This is a genomic window from Armatimonadota bacterium, from assembly GCA_016223145.1.
Lineage (GTDB): Bacteria > Armatimonadota > Fimbriimonadia > Fimbriimonadales > Fimbriimonadaceae > Nitrosymbiomonas.
In genome coordinates this window covers 277,864-294,985 of sequence record JACRPN010000005.1, presented here as the reverse complement: position 1 = coordinate 294,985, position 17,122 = coordinate 277,864, and the positions used below count along the sequence as shown (strand labels likewise).

Genomic DNA, 17,122 nt, shown 5'->3' with positions numbered 1-17,122 from the left:
CCCGAAGTCAAGCGGGGCGGTCCAATTGGCAAACCGCTCCGCTTGAGTCGTGCGTGGAGCCTGCTGCGGTCAGGATGTCGGCTCACCTTCAGGCCTGTCGAGCGGGCCCGCCGGGTTCATGTTCCGCGTCATCTTGAGGATGACAAGGTGCATCCAGACCAGGCAAACGACCGAGATCAGGCCCAAGAATATCCAGCAAGTGGTCCAGAGGCCGGTCCACTTCAGCATGTAACCAAAGAGGATCGGACAGATGAACCCGCCCAGACCTCCGATGACGCCCACGATGCCGCCCACAACCCCGACGTCATGAGGGAAGTAGTCCGGAATGTGCCGGTACACGGCAGCCTTGCCAATGCCCATCATGATTCCCGCCAGGAAAACGAACGCCGTGAAGATCCAAACGTTGGCCTGGAAGTAGGCCTCCGTCACGCCGCTGGCGAGCAGGGTGCGCTTTTTGACCTTGTCCCCGACTTTCGCGGCGGGCTTATGCCAGTTGGTGAAGGTCGGGAACACGAGGTTGCCCTCATCGACGTCCAGGTGAACCATCGTTTGGGGCGTCAGCTTGTATTCCTGTTTCCCGGATTTTCCTTCGACGACGATCAGGTCGTTCGAGACGCTGGCGACGGTGCCGGCCCGGTCGGCAAGGATCCCTTCGCCGGGAGCCGTCACGCGCATCCTTGGAGCAACCAACAGAAAGAAGAACAGGGCACAGGTGCTGAGCACCCAATACATCGTGGTTCGCGCGCCGAAGCGGTCGGAAATCCACCCGCCCAGCGAACGGATGATGCCGGAGGGCAGGCTGAAAACCGAGGCCATCAGACCGGCGGTCGCCAGGCTCATGCCATAGACGTTGAGGTAGTACGGGATGAGCCATTGGCTGAGCGCGACGAACGCCCCGAAGACCAGGAAATAGTAAAGGCCAAACCGCCAAACACGAACGTCTTTGAGCGGCTCGAGCATGGACACCCAAGACTTCTGCGCCGCGGCTTCGTCCTTGCGATGAACGGTGAATAGCGCGAAGAGCACGACCATCGCAGCCATCGCCGCGGCATAGATCTGAGGCAGCTGCCGCCAGTTGTCCGGGTTTGCGCCGTTGTTCGTGAGCGACTTGAGAATGAGCGGAGCGCCCAGGCTGGTGACGCCAGAACCGGCGTTTCCCATGCCGAAGATGCCCAGCGCTGTGCCTTGGCTCTTCTTGGGGAACCAGATCGAGGAATAGGCGATCCCGACGGCAAACGACGTGCCTGAAATGCCGAAGGCGAGGCCACCCCAAAAGAGCCCGACGAAGCTGTTGGCGTAGCTGACCATGAACACGGAGATGGCCGAGAAGATCATCACGCCGATGTAGACCGGCTTGCCGCCAAACCGTTCGCAGAGCATCCCGACGGGCAGCCGGATCAGCGAGCCGGACAGGACGGGGATGCCGAGCAGCCACCCGATCTGGGCCTTGTCGAGCGGGATGAGGCCGTTGTCAGCGATGAAGGTGATGAGGACGCCGTAAAGGGTCCAGACGGCGAAACAGACGGTGAAGGCGAGCGTGTTCATGAAGAGCACGCGGTTCGCGGTCGCTCGTGCGCTCATGCCCACTATGCTGGCGGTCCTCCGGAGCTGGCGACATGACGGACGTCATACAGCGCATGTCGCTGTTGCAGGGCCTATCATGAAGAGGATAGGCTGCCCGATAAAGAGAGAGCGCTGGGACATTGTCCCGGCGCTCTCGGCGTTTCTGGAGTTGAGAATGCTCGGCTACATCTTCTTCGAAAGCATCAAGAAGAACCAGGTCTGGCTGTCGGCGGAGCCGCCGTTCTTCGCCTTGATGAACTTGCCAGGGTTGAAGCTGCCGATACCGAAGTTTAGCGTCGTCGTGGCGTCGTGCCGGTAGGCAAACTCCAGATCAAGTTCCGTCCCGACTTCCTTGCCGCTGGCGCCCGTCGCGTCTTTGTACACCCCAGACGGGCCCTTGTTGGGGGCTCCGCCTGCGCCGTACCAGGCGTCCTTTGCGTCCATCAGCCGAAAGAGGTGGGCGTGAAGGTGGAGATCGGTCTTGGCGTTCAGTGATTGCTGCCATCCGGCGGCAAACTCCACCATGTTCTTCCAGCCCTGCATATCCATGCTGCCGTAGAACTTGTGGTTGGTGGGATAAAGGTTGTCGAATGTCTCGCTCTTGGTGGCGCTGTGCCCGCCGCTCGCGGCGTTGAGCTCCACATAGGCGCGTTGGGTCTTCGACTTGCGGAACGTGACTGCGCCGTGCGCCGCCCAGGCCGAGTGGTCCTTGCCTGTGACCTTGCCGCCCTGTGCCGCAATGTCGTAATCGAAGTCTGTGTTGCCGAAGGTCAGCTTGTTGGAGTGGTCAATGGTCCAGATGTGGGTCTTGCCGGTCGCGCTCTCGTCGTTCTTGTAGACGGCGAGCGTCTGGCCTAGGTCGGACTTGTAGGTAAGGCCAACGATCTCGGCGTTCTCCGGCTTTGGCACGGCCACGCCCACCTTCATTGCGAACGCATCGAAAGCTCCTTGCTGAAACCGGAACCCGTCATAGGAACGGGGCACGTTCACCCACTCGAGCGAGCCGATCAGTCGCTCGCTGCCAATGTTGATCTTCTGGCGGCCGGCGGTGAAAGAGCCATTGGGAACGGCGATCTTCAGGTACGCCTGATTGACGTCTTGATTCTCTGTTGAGAATTTCTTGGCGGGGGTTCTTGCGGCGTCGTACGAGAACTGATACTGCAGCACGAACGTGCCGTTCTTGCCGAATTTGGTCTCAAGAGTGGGTCTGAACCTCGAGTAGAGGTCGGAGCGGTTGTCCGCGGCAGAGGTTAGGAAGTCTTTGTTCAGTCGGCGCTCATAGCGCTCCCTGATTTCAAGGGTGAATTTGGTGTCGACGGCTTGGGCATCAGACATGAAGAGCATCGGTCTTTCCTTTGGGGCGCAGAACCCCCTGAAACCGATGTTGACGCTGGCGATCCGGCGCGACTATGACGGCGGACATATCGCACAAGAGCGCTTGGTTCGACCGTGCCGGGTTCTTTGTTCGACACCCGTTCTATGACGGCTGTCATAGCAGCGCATCAATCTCGACCCCAAAGTATTCGATAGCGGACGCCCGAGTAACGGGCGCTGCGCCAGGAAGGATTTCGACCGATGGCAACACGCTACAAAGTCCCGGGAAGATTCCAACAGACCGAACCGCCGAAAGGCGAGGCCAAGGTTGTGCGCACCACCGACAGCCCCAATTGCACCGGCGCGTGCGGATGGCTAGCGACCGTGGTCGATGATGTGATCGTTGATCTCAAGCCGGCCGCCGACTATCCGTGCGCGGAATACAACCCGCGCGGCTGCTTGCGCGGCATGTCGATGACGCACCTGATCTATGGACCGGACCGCATCAAGTCGCCCCTTATCCGCCAAGGGGAGCGCGGAGCCGGGCAATGGAAAGAGGCCACTTGGGACGAGGCGCTCGACCACATCGCCGGGCACATGAAGCGGATCATCAAGGACCACGGCGCCGACCACATGCTGCTCTTCAACCAGGTGGTGGGCACGGGCTACGTGCAGAAGGGGGCGCAGGTCCGCATGGCCGCGCTGCTCGGGATGTCGTTCGCCACGGCGTACGACTTCAACGGCGACATCAGCATGGGCTTCACGCACACGGTCGGCATCGACTGCGTGGAGTGCGAGACCAAGAGCTGGGGCTACGCCAAGACGGCGATCCTCTGGTCGAGCAACGTCTTCCAGACCCGCATTCCCGACGCGAAATTCCTGACCCAATATGCCAAGCAGCGCAACGGCTGCAAGATCTACTGCATCGACCCGCGTTGCAGCCAGACGGCCAAGGGCGCGGATGTCTGGGTGCCCATCACGCCTGGGACGGACGGCGCGCTCGCGCTCTCGATGTGCCAGGTGATCATCAACGAAGACCTGGTGGATTGGGACTTCCTCAAGACCTTTACAGACACTGCGACCCTTGTGCGCGAGGACAACGGCCAGCGGCTCCGAGCCTCCGACGTGGGGATGGGAACCGACGCGGAGTTCGTCGTCTGGGATGAGGGCGCGGACGGCCTCTACAAGCTGCCGATGGACTCTCTGGCGCTCCCGAAGGAACTTAGGCCGAGCTTCCGCGGAACTCGGGAAGTTGAGATCAGGGACCGAGGGCCTGAGGGACAAGCGGACGCCTCGGACCTCGGACCTCGGACCTCGGACCTTCCGACGAAGCGCGTCCGCGTTACGCCCGTCTTCCAACTCCTCGAGGACGTCATCTCCGGTGACGAGTACCGTCCGGAAAACGTCGAGAAGCTCACCGACATCCCAGCGCAGACCATCAAAGACCTTGCCCGCGAGTACGCGACCAACCGGCCAAGCTCGATCATCATCGGCATGGGGCTCAACCACCGGCTCCACGGCGACCTGACGATCCGGGCGATCCTATTGCTCTCCGCTCTCGCCGGCGCGCACGGCAAGCCAGGCGAATCGGTTTCCATCTACTCTGGGCAGCACCACTTCCGCCTCGACGTGAGCCCGTTCTGGTTCCCGGGCGGCGTTCGGCCGAAGCCCCTGCCCATGCACTACTTCGTGATGGGCAAGGCCACCGAGACCATCAATCCCAAGATCAAGTATCCGAAGGATGGGGTCAAGGCGCTGTTCGTTTCTCACGGCAACCCTTTGGTCACGGAGTTCTCCGAGCCGCTCAAGAGGTCGATCGACAACCTCGACCTCTTCGTGTGCCTGGACTTCTCGATGAGCCCGACGTGTGAATATGCCGACGTCGTGCTCCCTTGCCCGACGTTCTGGGAGAAGACCGAACTGGTCGGTACTTCCTGCCACCCGTACCTTCAGATTCAAAACGAGGTGGTCAAGCCGCAATACAACTCGCGAACCGAGTTCTGGATCGTGCGCGAACTGGTCCGCCGTGTGGACCCTACCTTGCTCAAGCACTTCGACCTCGACGAGTGGGGAGCCATCGACATCATGCTCAAGGGTGGTGGCAAAGAGGTCGAGGACATCACCATCGACCAGCTCAAGGCGGGCCCGGTCCGGTTGAAAGTGCACGACCCCGAGGTGGGCTGCGATGAGCAGTTCCACGATCTGAAACTCTTCCCGCCCCGGGCTTATCCCTTCCCTGAGGGCGCACAACGCGAGTTCCTGAAGACTGGGCGGATGGAGTTTTACAAGGAAGAAGAGGTCTTCCACAAGCTGGGAGAGACGGTGCCGATCTTCAAGGCGGCGTTCTCACATCTTCCAGAGACGGACCAGAAATTGCCGCTGAGCATCGTGACCCCACACAGCAAATGGCGGGTCCACTCGACCCACAGCAACAATCCGTTGTTGCTGAACATGAACAGAGGCCCGGTGGTAGAGATCCACCCGGTCGACGCGGCCATGCGCGGGATCGAGGATGGCGATGAAGTCGAGATCTTCAACGACAATGGCGCTTATCGGCTTTGGGCGCTGGTAACGGAGACGATCAAGCCTGGAGTGCTTTGCACCGACCACGGTTGGTGGGACCGGTACCTCTCCGAGGGCAAGTACCACGGCCCGCACACGCACCAAAAGGTCAAACCAACTCACGAGAATTACTACCTGCCCGCGGTGTATGCGCCCGGGCAGCACTGGAAGGACACCCGTGTGGACGTTCGCAAGGTTGAAAACGGCAAGCCGGAAGGCACCAGAAGGCCTGGTGTTCAGGTATTCGGGTCTTCAGGTGTTCAGGCAGGACGACCTGAAAACCTGAAAACCGGAGAACCTGGCAACCTGAACTCTCCGCAACCCAATCCAGCAGGAGGCACCCGCTAATGGCAAGGCTCGCGATGCTCATCGACCTCACGCGCTGCATTGGTTGCGATGCCTGCACGGTGGCCTGCAAGCAGGAAAACGGCACCCCGATGGACGTGTTCTTCGCAAGGGTGCTCAACATCGAGGCTGGCAAGTATCCCGACGCCAAGCGCGTGTATCTGCCAATGCTCTGCTACCACTGCGAGAATCCTGCTTGCTTGAAAGCTTGTCCCAACAAGGCGATCTTCATGCGCCCTGACGGTGTGGTGCTCATCGACCAGGACCGCTGCCGCGGCACCGGCGCCTGCGTCTCGGCGTGCCCCTACGGAAACATCGTGCTGAAGGCGGAGGACGCCTGGTATTTGAACGAAGACGAAGCCTACGAGCGCGACTTCGTCAAGCCACGACTCAACCAGAACGTTGCGCGCAAATGCACCTATTGCGTGCAGCGCGTGGACGTCGGCCTCGATCCGGCTTGCGTCGTGGCGTGCCCCACCAAGGCGCGTATCTTCGGCGACATGGACAATCCCGAGAGCGAAATCTCAACCTACATCGAGGAGCAGGTGGTTGAAACAAAAAGGTCACCGTTCCAGCTCCTGCCCGAAGCCGGTACCAATCCGGCAGGTCGGTATTTGGGCACGATGGCGAAACAGGCAAGTTCGACATTTGGGCAACGTGCCGGCGTCGAGCGAGCCGAGCCGCTGGATTCCCCGGCAGGAAAGCCCACCACGCCGAAAGCGAAGTCGGGAAGCATGGGAGTCCATTGGCTGGCAACTCTGCTTGCACTGCTGATGCTTTTCGGGATGGCGGCCCTTGGTCGGGGTCAGGGGACCTCTGAGAGCCCTGTACCTGAGAACCTGAAAACCCGTCCCACGACCGATCATTTCGCGACCTCGAACTGCATGGGCTGCCACGGAATGAGCGCGATGGGCGGCTTAGGCCCGCCGATCGCCCAGACCAAGGTCACGCTGGAGAAGTTCGAAGAAGTCGTGCGAAAGGGTAAGGGCATGATGCCCGCCACCAAGGAGGCCGATCTCTCCGCCCAACAGCTTCGCGAGATCTTTGAAGAGGTCAAGGCCAAGCCCTGGGATGAGACGCAGATCCCGATCGCGTACAAGGTCGGAAGTTTGCTCAGCACCAGGAACGTCGGGATCATCTTCTCGCTCGTTACGCTGTTTGCGCTGATCTTCGGCGTGAAGATCTGGATCTACTGGATCAGGCTCTCGGCGCCCAAGCAGCTCTGGCCCGCGATGAAGAAGTTCGGACTCGGCAAGAGTTTCGGGGTCCTGCTCCAGTCGCTGATCGTGGACGGGTTCTGCGTCGCCTCGCTCTACCGAAAGGACAAGTTTCGGTGGTTCATGCACGGCCTGATCCTCTATGGCTTCTGCGCCTTGATGCTCGGAGACGTGCTGATGCAGATCTTCAACCCTCTGCGCTCTGAACTGCCGTTCACCGATCCCCTGAAGCTTCTCCCGGTGCTGGGTGGTGCGGCGGCGATGACCGGCGTGATGTACGTGATGGTCCGCTACCGCAAGGACCAGTACATCGACAACGGCATGACTCAGGGCAGGGACTTTCTGTTCGTCACGCTGCTCTTCCACGCGCTGGTCGCAGGATTTCTGACGCTTGTGATGAAACGTGCCGGCCTGACCGGATGGGTCATGCCGATCTACCTCTATCACCTGGCGATCGTGCTCGTGCTCCTCGCCACCGCGCCGTTCACCCGTTTCGCCCACGTTTGGATCGTGCCGACCATGGTGGCCCTCACCAAGCTGGCCGACGCCATCGTCGAATCGGGCGTGGAGATCGGCTTCCGTCGCGAGCCCTCGCCGGGACGCCACCACAAATCGCAGCGCATCGCGGAGCAGTTGATGAGGGAGCTGGAACCGGGCTTTGACGGCCCCGTCAAGCTTCGCTATTACCCCTGAGCACGCCCATCACACCCAAGACAAGACCATGAGCAACGAACAACCTGTATCCAACTCCCTGATCGATTCGATCAACGATCAGCCAGGCCCGCCCCGGCGCAAGCTGTTGGGCTGGCTGGTGGCCGGCATCAACCTGATCGTCGGAGGCGTCGTCCTCGGGCCGGTCCTGGGCTTCCTGGGATCGCCTCTGGGAAGAAAGACCAAAGGCATGTGGGTGCCCGTGCTGGGCCTTTCGGAGATTCAAGACGGGCAGACCCGCGAGGCCTCCTTCACGATGCAGATCAAGGACGGCTACGCGCTGGTCGACCGCAAGTACACCGTGTTCCTTCACAGGTCGGGAGAGGAGGTCATCGCCTTCGACCCCGCGTGCACCCACCTTGGCTGCAGGATCAACTGGGTTGGCGAAAAGGACCGCTACTTCTGCCCTTGCCACGGCGGCGTGTTCGGCAAGGACGGCAGCGTCGTGTCTGGACCGCCTCCCAAACCCCTCGAACAGCATCCCGTCAAGGTCGAGAACGGCCAGATCTTCGTGCAAAAGAACGTGTAACCATGGCTGAAATTCTAACCCCCGAACGTCCAGTCGAGAAGACTCCGCTCAAGCCCGAAGAGGAACTGCTCGTCGATCGCCCCAAGCTGAGCGACTGGCTTGAGCTCAGGCTTGGTTGGTGGGGCTTCGTGCGAAAGAATCTCGACGAGCCGATGCCCCCAGGCGTCGGCTGGTGGCAGACGCTGGGCAACCTCCTGATGACCTTGCTGATGTTCCAGTTCATCACGGGTTTTGCGCTGGCGATGTTCTACACGCCGAGCGCGCACGATGCCTATGCGAGCGTCAAGCACATCACGGAGGAAGTAGCCCTTGGGTCGTTCGTGCGCGGACTTCACGTTTGGGGTTCGACCATTATCGTGATCTTCACTGTGCTGCACATCCTGCGCGTGTTCTTCTGGGGCTCCTACAAGAAGCCGCGCGAGCTCACCTGGCTGGTCGGCGTGGTGATCTTCAACGTCATCCTGGGCTTTTCGTTCACGGGCTATCTGCTGCCGTGGGACCAGAAGGCGTACTGGGCGACGGTCGTTGGAACGCGCATCGCAGCAACCATCCCGGTCGTCGGCCACGACCTGCTGGTTCTCATTCGCGGTGGAGAAGAGGTCGGGGCGCTCACGCTTACTCGGTTCTTTGCGCTCCACGTGATGCTGCTTCCGGCGGCACTGATGGGCTTCATGGCGCTGCACCTCTTCCTCGTGCGCAAGCACCATATCGCTGGGCCCGTGCTCCCGCAGAAAGGTAAGCCGGTTCCGTTTTATCCTGTCCAGCTCTTCAAGGACGCGGTGGTTGTCCTTGGCGGCATGGGGTTGGTGGTCTATCTGGCCCTTGCTTTCCCGCCGGCGCTAGAGGCCATCGCGGACCCGAGCGGCACGGACTTCGCGCCGAGGCCCGAGTGGTACTTCCTTGGGCTCTATGAGCTTCTCAAGATCATGCCGGCAGGCTGGGAGGTCGTGGCGACGATGATCGTTCCCGGCCTGGTGAGCATGGGAATGCTCTTCCTGCCCTGGCTCGACCGCTCGCCATCCCGCCACCCGGCACGCAGGCAATGGGTGATCGTCACGGGGTGCGCCGTGGTCTTGCTCATCGGCATCATGACGCTCAAGGGGATTCTTGAGACTCCACCCCCCGGCGCGCACGGACACAAGGCGGCGGCGCTCAAGGGCTCTGCGCCGTCGGCGGAGGCCGTCCGACAGGCGGCGGAACCTCCGGCGACGGCTCCCTGAAGGTGGCGACGATTCGGGCGGTTCGTTTGGAGGCTCGACAGTCTCCAGAGGGGTGCCAGATGCTCGCCGCTGCGTTTCAATACTCTGCCCATGGCTGCCTCAGGACCTGCGCGCGACCATAATGTCGGGGTGGCGGCCGTACATGGAGAGCGAGCAGGTGTTTCCCTATCGAGACGTGGTTCCACGCTGATCGAGCTCCTCGTCGTGATCGCGATCATCGCCATCCTCGCCGCGATCCTGGTCCCGGTCTTCTCCCAGGCAAAGGCCGCCGCGAAAAAGGCAGCCTGTCTCAGCAACCTCAAGCAAGTGGGCACGGCGTTCGAGCTCTATCTCGCTGACTACGACGATCGCCTGCCAGATCGGCGGGACCTGAAGCTCTCCCTTCCCGGCGGCTATCGGCCTTGGACCACTTGGCCTCCTTCCGACCCCAGGGCGGGTTGGACCGCAGTGGTGCTGGAGCCCTACGTGCGGAGTCTCGGCATATTCCAATGCCCGGCGATCGCGGAGGCGGGGCTCGGTACGGCGGTTCAGGTTCGGCAAGCCGTGTCAGCCGCCGCCAATGCTCCCGCCGCCAACTACTGGCTATGGCGGTTCGACCGGCCCGACGATCCGGTGCCCCTGGATAACCTCTGGGGCAAATCGGTGGACCAGGCGCTCAGCGACCTGCAGGCTGCCCAGAACGCACAGGTCGGCAACCCCCAGGGTGTCGCCGAGATCGAGATGGCCGTCGATCCTTACTTCCCGGGCACAATCCCTACCGTGCCGCCGGCATGGAAGGGCAAATCAATGCACTTCGGCGGGCGCAATCGTTTGTTTCTGGATTGGCACGTGAAGTTCTTGAGGGACAGAAGGACGGGATGAGGAGGCGGAGGGACGGAGGAACAAAGGGACAGAGGGACGGTGGGACGAGGCGCCGTCGTGAGACTCCCCCTCCTCCGATCGCCCCTTCGTCGCCACAAGAGGAGGGGCGTTCGACCATTCCCTATCCCTTTGTCCCATCATCTCCTTATCCCTTTATCGCCTCATTTCTCAGGCGGGGGGTTGCCGCCGCCGCGCTGGCCCGGCTGAGCGGGGAAACCGCCGGGGCCGCCCGGGGGCATCATTCCGCCGCCGAGGTTGGCTTCATTCAGGATCTTCAGGTCAGTCTTCGACACCTTGAGCAGCCGGTTGCCGGCGAGCACATAAAGGAAGTTGTTGTCCTCGACCATCGCCGCGCCGCCGCCGGGGCCCAACATCATCCCTGGAAACTGGCCCTGGCCGCGCTGGAACCCGCCCGGCCCGGCGCCAGGCCCCTGCCCTGGAGGCAGCCCTTGGCCACCCGGGGGTGGGAATCCCTGGCCTTGGCCCTGAAAGCCCTGGGCCGCCTGCGCGCCCTGATCCTGGGCTCGCGCCACCAAGGTGAACGGAAGCGCAAGGGCGAAAAGCGCCGCTGCGCCAAGTGCGAGAGACATCAGTCGTTTGCTCATGTTGCGTTACCTCCAGCCGCGGGTTTCCGCGAGTCGGTACCTCAAGTGACGCATAGACTCATGAAAAGTTTGTGAAAGAGGTCAGTGGCGAATGGCGAGAGGCGAGAGGCGAGATCAGTAGCCCCTCCACGGGGTCGCTTTGCTCCCCGCACTCTCCCATAGGAAGCTGCGTCAATGTGTCCGGGGAAAGCAGATCAAGCGCCTCCGCCTCCTCCAAGGCGGAGGCCTTGAACCTGGACAATCGCTCTTGAAGCCTCCACCTCGGAAGAGGTGGAGGCATCTCCTAACACAATGACTCAGCATTGAAGGTCGAGAGGCCGTTCAGCCCGGTCACCCTAAATCATCCTCTTGCATCCTCGCTCTCCCTCACGCATCCCCTCACTCCCCTCACTCCCCTCACCTCATCATCACTTCACGTCCCCTCTCCCCTTGCGCCATACTCCAGCCATGCCGACGGGCCTTCGCAGCGCATTGCAGGGGATCATCGATTACGCCGGGCTCTTTCCTCCGGCCAAACTGCCGATGGACGCAGCCGTGGCTTCCTATCAGCGCCACAAGTCGGGGCCGGAGGCCTGGATCGTGTCTCGGTTCGTCTGCCCAGTCCACCGGCTTGCCGAACTCGGCAATGCCCTCAAGGGCTCTGCGGCCGCGCCGGTTCCATTGACGGTCGTCGGTTCGGCGGGCGGCTCGGGAACCGTCCGAGCTTTGATGGCGGCCGATGCCAAGGCGATGATGGCCTTCGATGAGAGCTTTGGCGACTGGGGAGAGATCGAATCCTACGAGCTCAAACTGTCGAGCGCGGAGATTCAGGCAGGCGCCCTTTCCGACCTGCAGGCGTTCGAGGCCATCGAGGTTTATGTCGAGTTGGGATGGACCGACGACTTTCCCGAGAGCCTGGCGCGGCTGGCCGGCGAGGACTGGCTGCGGGCCAAGGCTCGGACGGGTGGAACGGACTCCAGCGCCTTTCCGAGTTCGAAAGTATTGTCAGAGTTTCTGAAGCACTGCGTGGACCTGGACCTCGAGTTCAAACTTACGGCCGGTCTGCACCACGCGTTTCGCCACTGGGACGAGGCGCTTTCGATCTCGCACCACGGCTTTCTGAACGTGCTCGCGGCCTGCGCCTTGCACGAGGCCAACGATCTGTCCCACGGCGAGATTGCCGTGGTGCTCGACGAGGGGACCTTTGGGGCTCTGAAGTGCGGCCCAGAGGGTTTCGCCTTCGAAGATCTGAGGGCTTCGTGGGACGATGTCCGCCGTGCGCGCGAACTGTTCACGTCGTTTGGCTCATGCTCGGTCGAAGAGCCCCTTGAGTCTCTGAAGCAACTCGAAGCCGGGGAGGGAACGCCCGCATGAAATTCGTGATTCCTGAAGACAAGAAGAGCTGGGTCCCGGTGCCAGAGGGTTCGGGTTTCCCGATCCAGAACTTGCCCTTTGGCAAGTTCATCGACCCCGCCACCGGACTGGACGAACTGGGGGTTCGCATCGGCGATCTGGTGCTGAGCTTGCGGCCCCTTGCGGAAGCGGGCTTGATCGAAGATCTGGACCTCGACATGGTGTTCGACGTCGCGGGGCTGGCCGAGGCCGTGGGCGGTTCGCTCGCGCCGATCCGTAGGCGCGTGTACGAGCTTTTGGAGGAGGGGTCGGCAGAACTCCAAGGCAATGCGGGTCTGCGGCGGGCCTGTTTCCTACCCGCAGATGGGCTGGAAATGGTCCTGCCGACGTTTGTCCGAGGCTTTGTGGACTTCTATTCCGGGATCCACCACGCCTCGAACGTAGGGAGGATGTTCCGCCCGGACCAGCCGCCGCTGCTCCCGAACTATCGGCACCTTCCGGTGGCCTACAATGGGCGGGCGTCGAGCGTCATCGTGTCGGGTGAGCCGATCCTGCGCCCGAACGGCCAGACCAAGGATGCTTCGAGCGAATCTCCCACCTTTGGGCCAACTAAAGAGCTGGATTTCGAGCTCGAGATGGGTTTCCTGGTTGGCAAGGGCAACGATTTGGGTTCGCCGATCCCGATCGAGCACGCCGAGGACCACGTGCTCGGGCTGGTGCTGGTCAACGATTGGTCGGCTCGGGACGTTCAGCGCTGGGAATATCAGCCTCTGGGGCCCTTCCTGGCCAAAAGCTTTGCAACGAGCATCAGCCCCTGGGTGGTGACCCTCGACGCGCTCGAGCCGTTCCGGATTGCAGGGATGCCCCAGAACCCGGAGGTTCTTCCCCACCTGCGCCAGTCCGGAAGCGGCCACTTCGATATCCAGCTGGAAGTCACCTTACAGTCCAAAAAGATGGCTCAGCCTCAGGTGATATGCCGCTCCAATACGAGCAACCTCTACTGGACCATCGCCCAGCAGATCGCCCACATGGCCAGCAACGGCGCAAACCTCGAGCCGGGGGACCTCTGCGCCAGCGGCACGATCAGTGGCCCCGGGGAGGATTCGTACGGCTCGATGCTGGAGCTATCCTGGCGAGGGCAGAGGCCGATCCAGCTCTCTGAAACGGGAGAGACGCGAACGTTCCTCGAAGACGGCGACACGGTCGCGATGACGGCATTTGCGCGGAAGGGCGGGCTGCGCATCGAGTTTGGCGAGGTTCGCGGTACAGTAGGACCAGCGGCCAAGCACTAGGCCTTAAAATCAAAGAGTCCTGGCGCTTGCGCCGCATAAGGACCGGCGAACCCCTTTCCCCTGGCCGGCCCAGAGGTGTGCCATGAAAGTACTGCTGGCAACGGATGATTCGGACTACGCGCAACTGGCCGAAGCTGCGCTCAGGCTCACTCCACGGCTAAGGGCCGCCGACGTGTCTGTGGCGAGCGTCGTGCCGAGCGCCCACGTTGCCGTGGCTTCGGTCGCACCCCTTGGCATGGCCGTCAGCGGTGAGCAGGCACGTGAGATCGTCGAAATCGGCCTGCACCATGCCCAGAGCTTCGTCGAGGCGGCCGTCGGACGCCTGCGCGCCCATGGCCACAAGGCCGAGGGCGTCGTGCTGGAGGGCAACATCGGCGATAGGCTGCTTGAGCATGCGGAGTCCGAACGCGTCGACCTGATCCTCGTCGGCAGCCGGGGCCTTGGCGCCATCAAGAGCTTCGTGCTGGGAAGCGTGGCCAGAAAGCTCCTCAACCAAGCGACATGCTCCGTCCTAGTGTCTCATCCTTATGCAGGACACAGCGTCGGCGACTCCTTGAAGCAGCTTCAGCAACTTGAGAAGGCTCGGGTCGTGTTGGGCGCAGACGGCTCTGCGGGCGCCGAAGCCGCCGAAAATTGGCTGGCTCAAGAAGGGCCTGGATCGTTCGACATGGTCTGCAGCGCCTGTGCCGAACCGCTAAACGTGGTGCCTGCCGGGGTGGACCCCGCGGCGTTCCTGCCCTATTACGAATACGACCGGGACCGGGCCCTTTCGGTCGTGCAGCATTCCCAGGAGCGGATGGCCGGGTTGGGTGTCGAGATGTGCACGCATACAGACATCGGCAGGCCGGCAGAGGTGCTGATCGAAACCGCCAAGACCAAGTCTGCCGACCTGCTGGTCGTCGGCGCGACGCGGCACGGGGTGTTGGAGCGGTTCCTGATCGGGAGCGTCAGCTACGAGGTAGCGGTCCAAGCGCCGTGCTCGGTGCTCGTGGTCAGGCCCTGAATCACGGGATCGGCCCATCGCCAACAGGCTCCGGAGCCGATCTCAGAATCGGGCATTACCCGCCGCCTTTGACAGTCTTGAAGCCCGCTTCAAGGGTCTTGAGTTCTGCTGGGCTGATTCTAGGAACGGCCTTCTTGACCATATCGAGGAAGTAGGCGATCTCAAACGGCTCCGCGGGGCAGCCCACGTTTCCACCCTTGTCGGTAGCTGTGGCAGGGCGCTTCGAGGTGACGATCGTCTTTTGGCTCGAAGGGTTGGCGAAGTAGAAGTAGGGGATTCCTTGGCCTTCGCCACCGTTCGCCTTCATCAGTTCGTCGCCACCGGCGTTCTCCAGGTTCTTCTTGTCTGGTCCCTCCATGACGGTCAGCCAGGTGACCACGAAGTACTTATCAAAGATCGGCTTGATTTCGGGCCGCTTCATCACGGAATCCATCTTGTGGCACCAGCCGCACCAGGAGGCGTGGAACGCCACCATTGCGACCTTCTTTTCCATCTTTGCCTTTGCGAAGGCATCGGCGACAACCAAAGAGGCGGCGGGCGCGTCCTCGGTGCGGGCGCTGAGGGGCAGCGCTGCCGCGAGCAGCAGCAATGGGGTCAAGAGCCTGTGTGTAAGGGACATGGAATCCTCCTCATCTCAGGATACGTTGCGATTCTATCCCACGGTTTCGCATTTGAAGCCCGTGGGCAAGCGAAAACCCGAGCCTCGCATCTGGGGTCCCGGCCCAGGGACTTCTCGCAAAGTCGCAATAGCGCAAAGGAACGCATAAGGGGAGGCTTTGGCCGCCGGCCATAGCCCAAGTTGGGGCCACGTCAAGGGCGCGCCCCATCAGTCCATCCAGCGCAGCCGAAGTCTGCGGCACGTGAAGTTCCTGCTTCGTGACGGCGCGGGCGCGAGTTCCACTGGAGATTCCATTTGAGCTTGCTTCTGGCGCCATGGGCTTCGGCAAGGACTGAGGGATTTTGCGAATCGAGCGAACCGCGTGAACGCTTTGGCTCCTGCAAAACACGAACTCTTGAAGCGCGCTTTCGTCCGTGCCATTTGGGGGCTCACCACCTCCGGCCATCCGGCCTAGGGACCCTGAAACGGAGAGAGCGCCGAGGAGTCCGACCATGCGAAACAAGAACCGCGCGGGCCTTTCCCAGGCCGCGTTCTTAGGAGGGATTTCAACGATGATTGCCATTTCACTGCTCGCCGCAGGACTTATAGGGACCGTCAATGCCCCGGCGAACTATGCCTTACCCGTTGTGAGCGTGGTCCCCGAATCGAGACAGGTCCAGGAGATCAAACAGACCGGCCTGGACAGGCACATCGATCCCGGCGCCCTGCAGATTTGGGACCCGAAGGGCCCCGGAGCGTTCTGCCCGCTGAAGGGCACCGAAGTCGTCGCGGACGTCGCCGGATTCGGCGCTCGCGTGACCGTTCGCCAGACGTTCACCAACCCATCGAAGTCGCCAATCGAGGCGATCTACACCTTCCCGCTTCCGGCCGACGCGGCCGTGGACCGCATGCGCTTTGCGGTCGGCAACCGCATCATCGAGGGCCAGATCAAGCGGCGCGAGGAGGCCCGACGTATTTATGAGGCCGCCAAGAACGCGGGCCAAGCCGCCGCTCTGCTCGATCAGGAGCGCCCCAACATCTTCACCCAGTCGGTCGCCAACGTGATGCCGGGCCAGGACGTGCAGGTCGAGATCAGCTACGTCCAGCTCGTCAGCTTCAAGGACGATTGGTTTGAGTTCAATTTCCCGATGGTCGTGGGCCCTCGATTCATGGGTAACGCCCCCGACCCGAACAGGATCGGCACGCCGATCGTGAAGGAGGGCATGCGCACCGGCGCGGGAATCAGCGTGAAGGTCAACCTGGACGCGGGCGGTCCGATCCAGGAAGTGCAGTCGGTTCTGCACCAGATCCAGTCCGACAACGTTGGCAAGGGACGCATGGCGATCCAGCTCGCGAAGAAGGACGAGATCCCCAACAAGGACTTCATCCTGCGCTACAGGCTCGCTGGCAACTCAGTCCGCGACGCATTCTTCACCCATGCCGACGCTCAGAAGGGCGGGTTCTTTACGTTGGCGCTGCTCCCGCCTCAGCGCATTGAGAGCTCCGACATCTCTCCCAAGGAGATGATCTTCGTGATGGACCAGAGCGGCAGCCAGAGCGGCTTTCCTATCGAGAAATCCAAGGAGATGATGCGCCGGATGCTGCAGATCATGCGGCCCAACGACACATTCAACGTGATGTGCTTCCGCAACGTGTGCAACGCTCTCTGGGCGAAGCCACTGCCGAACTCCCAGGAGAACCGAGCGGCAGCCCTGCAGTTCATCAACGCACTTCAGGCCAACGGCGGCACACAGCTCAGGCTGGCAATCGACAAGGCCATGGAGACCCCGGCCGATCCCAAGCGGGTCCGGATCATCGTGTTCAATACCGACGGTTATGTCGGCGACGAGTTCAACATCCTGGACACCATCCAGAAGAACGTCGGCACCGCGCGCATTTTCACGTTCGGCATCGGCAACAGCGTCAACCGGTTCCTCATCGATTCGATGAGCGCCGCAGGGCGCGGTGAG

The 17,122-nt window shown here is 61.9% G+C and carries 13 protein-coding genes; 9 read left to right on the top strand and 4 right to left on the bottom strand.

The annotated features are described in order from the left end of the window. Positions 1-69 precede the first annotated feature (69 nt). Complete coding sequence (locus tag HZC36_03645) at positions 70-1,581, bottom strand: MFS transporter (protein MBI5706067.1); 1,512 nt, start codon at positions 1,579-1,581, stop codon at positions 70-72. Positions 1,582-1,746: 165 nt separating this feature from the next. Next, positions 1,747-2,898 carry an alginate export family protein gene (locus HZC36_03640; protein ID MBI5706066.1) on the bottom strand — a complete coding sequence of 384 codons (1,152 nt, stop codon included), beginning with the start codon at positions 2,896-2,898 and terminating at the stop codon, positions 1,747-1,749. Positions 2,899-3,138: 240 nt separating this feature from the next. Here HZC36_03640 and HZC36_03635 point away from each other — a divergent pair, with 240 nt between their 5' ends. The 5 genes from HZC36_03635 (at position 3,139) to HZC36_03615 (ending at position 10,322) form a co-directional block, all read left to right on the top strand. Next, positions 3,139-5,787 (top strand): molybdopterin-dependent oxidoreductase, encoded by a 2,649-nt coding sequence (locus tag HZC36_03635; protein ID MBI5706065.1) that lies wholly within the window; start codon positions 3,139-3,141, stop codon positions 5,785-5,787. Continuing rightward, the gene (locus tag HZC36_03630) at positions 5,787-7,694 is read left to right on the top strand and encodes a 4Fe-4S dicluster domain-containing protein (protein MBI5706064.1); all 1,908 of its coding nucleotides are present in this window, start codon (positions 5,787-5,789) and stop codon (positions 7,692-7,694) included. The genes HZC36_03635 and HZC36_03630 overlap by 1 nt, the downstream gene beginning before the upstream one ends. 28 nt (positions 7,695-7,722) lie before the next feature. Then, positions 7,723-8,241, top strand: a complete 519-nt coding sequence (locus HZC36_03625) for a ubiquinol-cytochrome c reductase iron-sulfur subunit (protein ID MBI5706063.1) — start codon at positions 7,723-7,725, stop codon at positions 8,239-8,241. Positions 8,242-8,243: 2 nt separating this feature from the next. Then, positions 8,244-9,461, top strand: a complete 1,218-nt coding sequence (locus HZC36_03620; GenBank protein MBI5706062.1) for a cytochrome bc complex cytochrome b subunit — start codon at positions 8,244-8,246, stop codon at positions 9,459-9,461. Positions 9,462-9,551: 90 nt separating this feature from the next. Further along, positions 9,552-10,322 carry a prepilin-type N-terminal cleavage/methylation domain-containing protein gene (locus HZC36_03615; protein MBI5706061.1) on the top strand — a complete coding sequence of 257 codons (771 nt, stop codon included), beginning with the start codon at positions 9,552-9,554 and terminating at the stop codon, positions 10,320-10,322. 161 nt (positions 10,323-10,483) lie between these two features. Here the strand turns inward: HZC36_03615 and HZC36_03610 are convergent, their stop codons facing one another. After that, complete coding sequence (locus tag HZC36_03610; protein MBI5706060.1) at positions 10,484-10,927, bottom strand: hypothetical protein; 444 nt, start codon at positions 10,925-10,927, stop codon at positions 10,484-10,486. A 447-nt stretch (positions 10,928-11,374) separates the two neighbouring features. Here HZC36_03610 and HZC36_03605 point away from each other — a divergent pair, with 447 nt between their 5' ends. The 3 genes from HZC36_03605 (at position 11,375) to HZC36_03595 (ending at position 14,554) form a co-directional block, all read left to right on the top strand. Further along, a complete protein-coding gene (locus HZC36_03605; GenBank protein MBI5706059.1) occupies positions 11,375-12,280 on the top strand; it encodes a hypothetical protein in 906 nt (301 codons plus the stop codon). Continuing rightward, positions 12,277-13,551, top strand: coding sequence for a fumarylacetoacetase (gene fahA / locus HZC36_03600; protein MBI5706058.1), 1,275 nt, complete (start codon positions 12,277-12,279; stop codon positions 13,549-13,551). The genes HZC36_03605 and fahA overlap by 4 nt, the downstream gene beginning before the upstream one ends. An 82-nt stretch (positions 13,552-13,633) precedes the next feature. Next, entirely contained in the window at positions 13,634-14,554 is a 921-nt protein-coding gene (locus HZC36_03595; GenBank protein MBI5706057.1) for a universal stress protein, read from the top strand. Positions 14,555-14,609: 55 nt separating this feature from the next. Here HZC36_03595 and HZC36_03590 read toward each other — a convergent pair whose 3' ends face one another. Further along, on the bottom strand, positions 14,610-15,173 hold the full coding sequence (locus HZC36_03590) for a thioredoxin family protein (GenBank protein ID MBI5706056.1): 564 nt from the start codon (positions 15,171-15,173) through the stop codon (positions 14,610-14,612). Positions 15,174-15,664: 491 nt separating this feature from the next. Between HZC36_03590 and HZC36_03585 the strand changes: the two genes are divergently transcribed. Then, on the top strand, positions 15,665-17,122 hold a 1,458-nt coding region (locus HZC36_03585), incomplete at its 3' end, for a VWA domain-containing protein (GenBank protein ID MBI5706055.1).

Coding starts and splice junctions, on each gene's coding strand:
- HZC36_03590 (MBI5706056.1), bottom strand. CDS start 15,173: ATGTCCCTTACACACAGGCTCTTGACCCCATTGCTGCTGCTCGCGGCA.
- HZC36_03595 (MBI5706057.1), top strand. CDS start 13,634: ATGAAAGTACTGCTGGCAACGGATGATTCGGACTACGCGCAACTGGCC.
- HZC36_03630 (MBI5706064.1), top strand. CDS start 5,787: ATGGCAAGGCTCGCGATGCTCATCGACCTCACGCGCTGCATTGGTTGC.
- HZC36_03640 (MBI5706066.1), bottom strand. CDS start 2,898: ATGTCTGATGCCCAAGCCGTCGACACCAAATTCACCCTTGAAATCAGG.
- HZC36_03610 (MBI5706060.1), bottom strand. CDS start 10,927: ATGAGCAAACGACTGATGTCTCTCGCACTTGGCGCAGCGGCGCTTTTC.
- HZC36_03625 (MBI5706063.1), top strand. CDS start 7,723: ATGAGCAACGAACAACCTGTATCCAACTCCCTGATCGATTCGATCAAC.
- HZC36_03605 (MBI5706059.1), top strand. CDS start 11,375: ATGCCGACGGGCCTTCGCAGCGCATTGCAGGGGATCATCGATTACGCC.
- HZC36_03645 (MBI5706067.1), bottom strand. CDS start 1,581: ATGAGCGCACGAGCGACCGCGAACCGCGTGCTCTTCATGAACACGCTC.
- HZC36_03620 (MBI5706062.1), top strand. CDS start 8,244: ATGGCTGAAATTCTAACCCCCGAACGTCCAGTCGAGAAGACTCCGCTC.
- HZC36_03635 (MBI5706065.1), top strand. CDS start 3,139: ATGGCAACACGCTACAAAGTCCCGGGAAGATTCCAACAGACCGAACCG.
- fahA (MBI5706058.1), top strand. CDS start 12,277: ATGAAATTCGTGATTCCTGAAGACAAGAAGAGCTGGGTCCCGGTGCCA.
- HZC36_03615 (MBI5706061.1), top strand. CDS start 9,552: ATGGCTGCCTCAGGACCTGCGCGCGACCATAATGTCGGGGTGGCGGCC.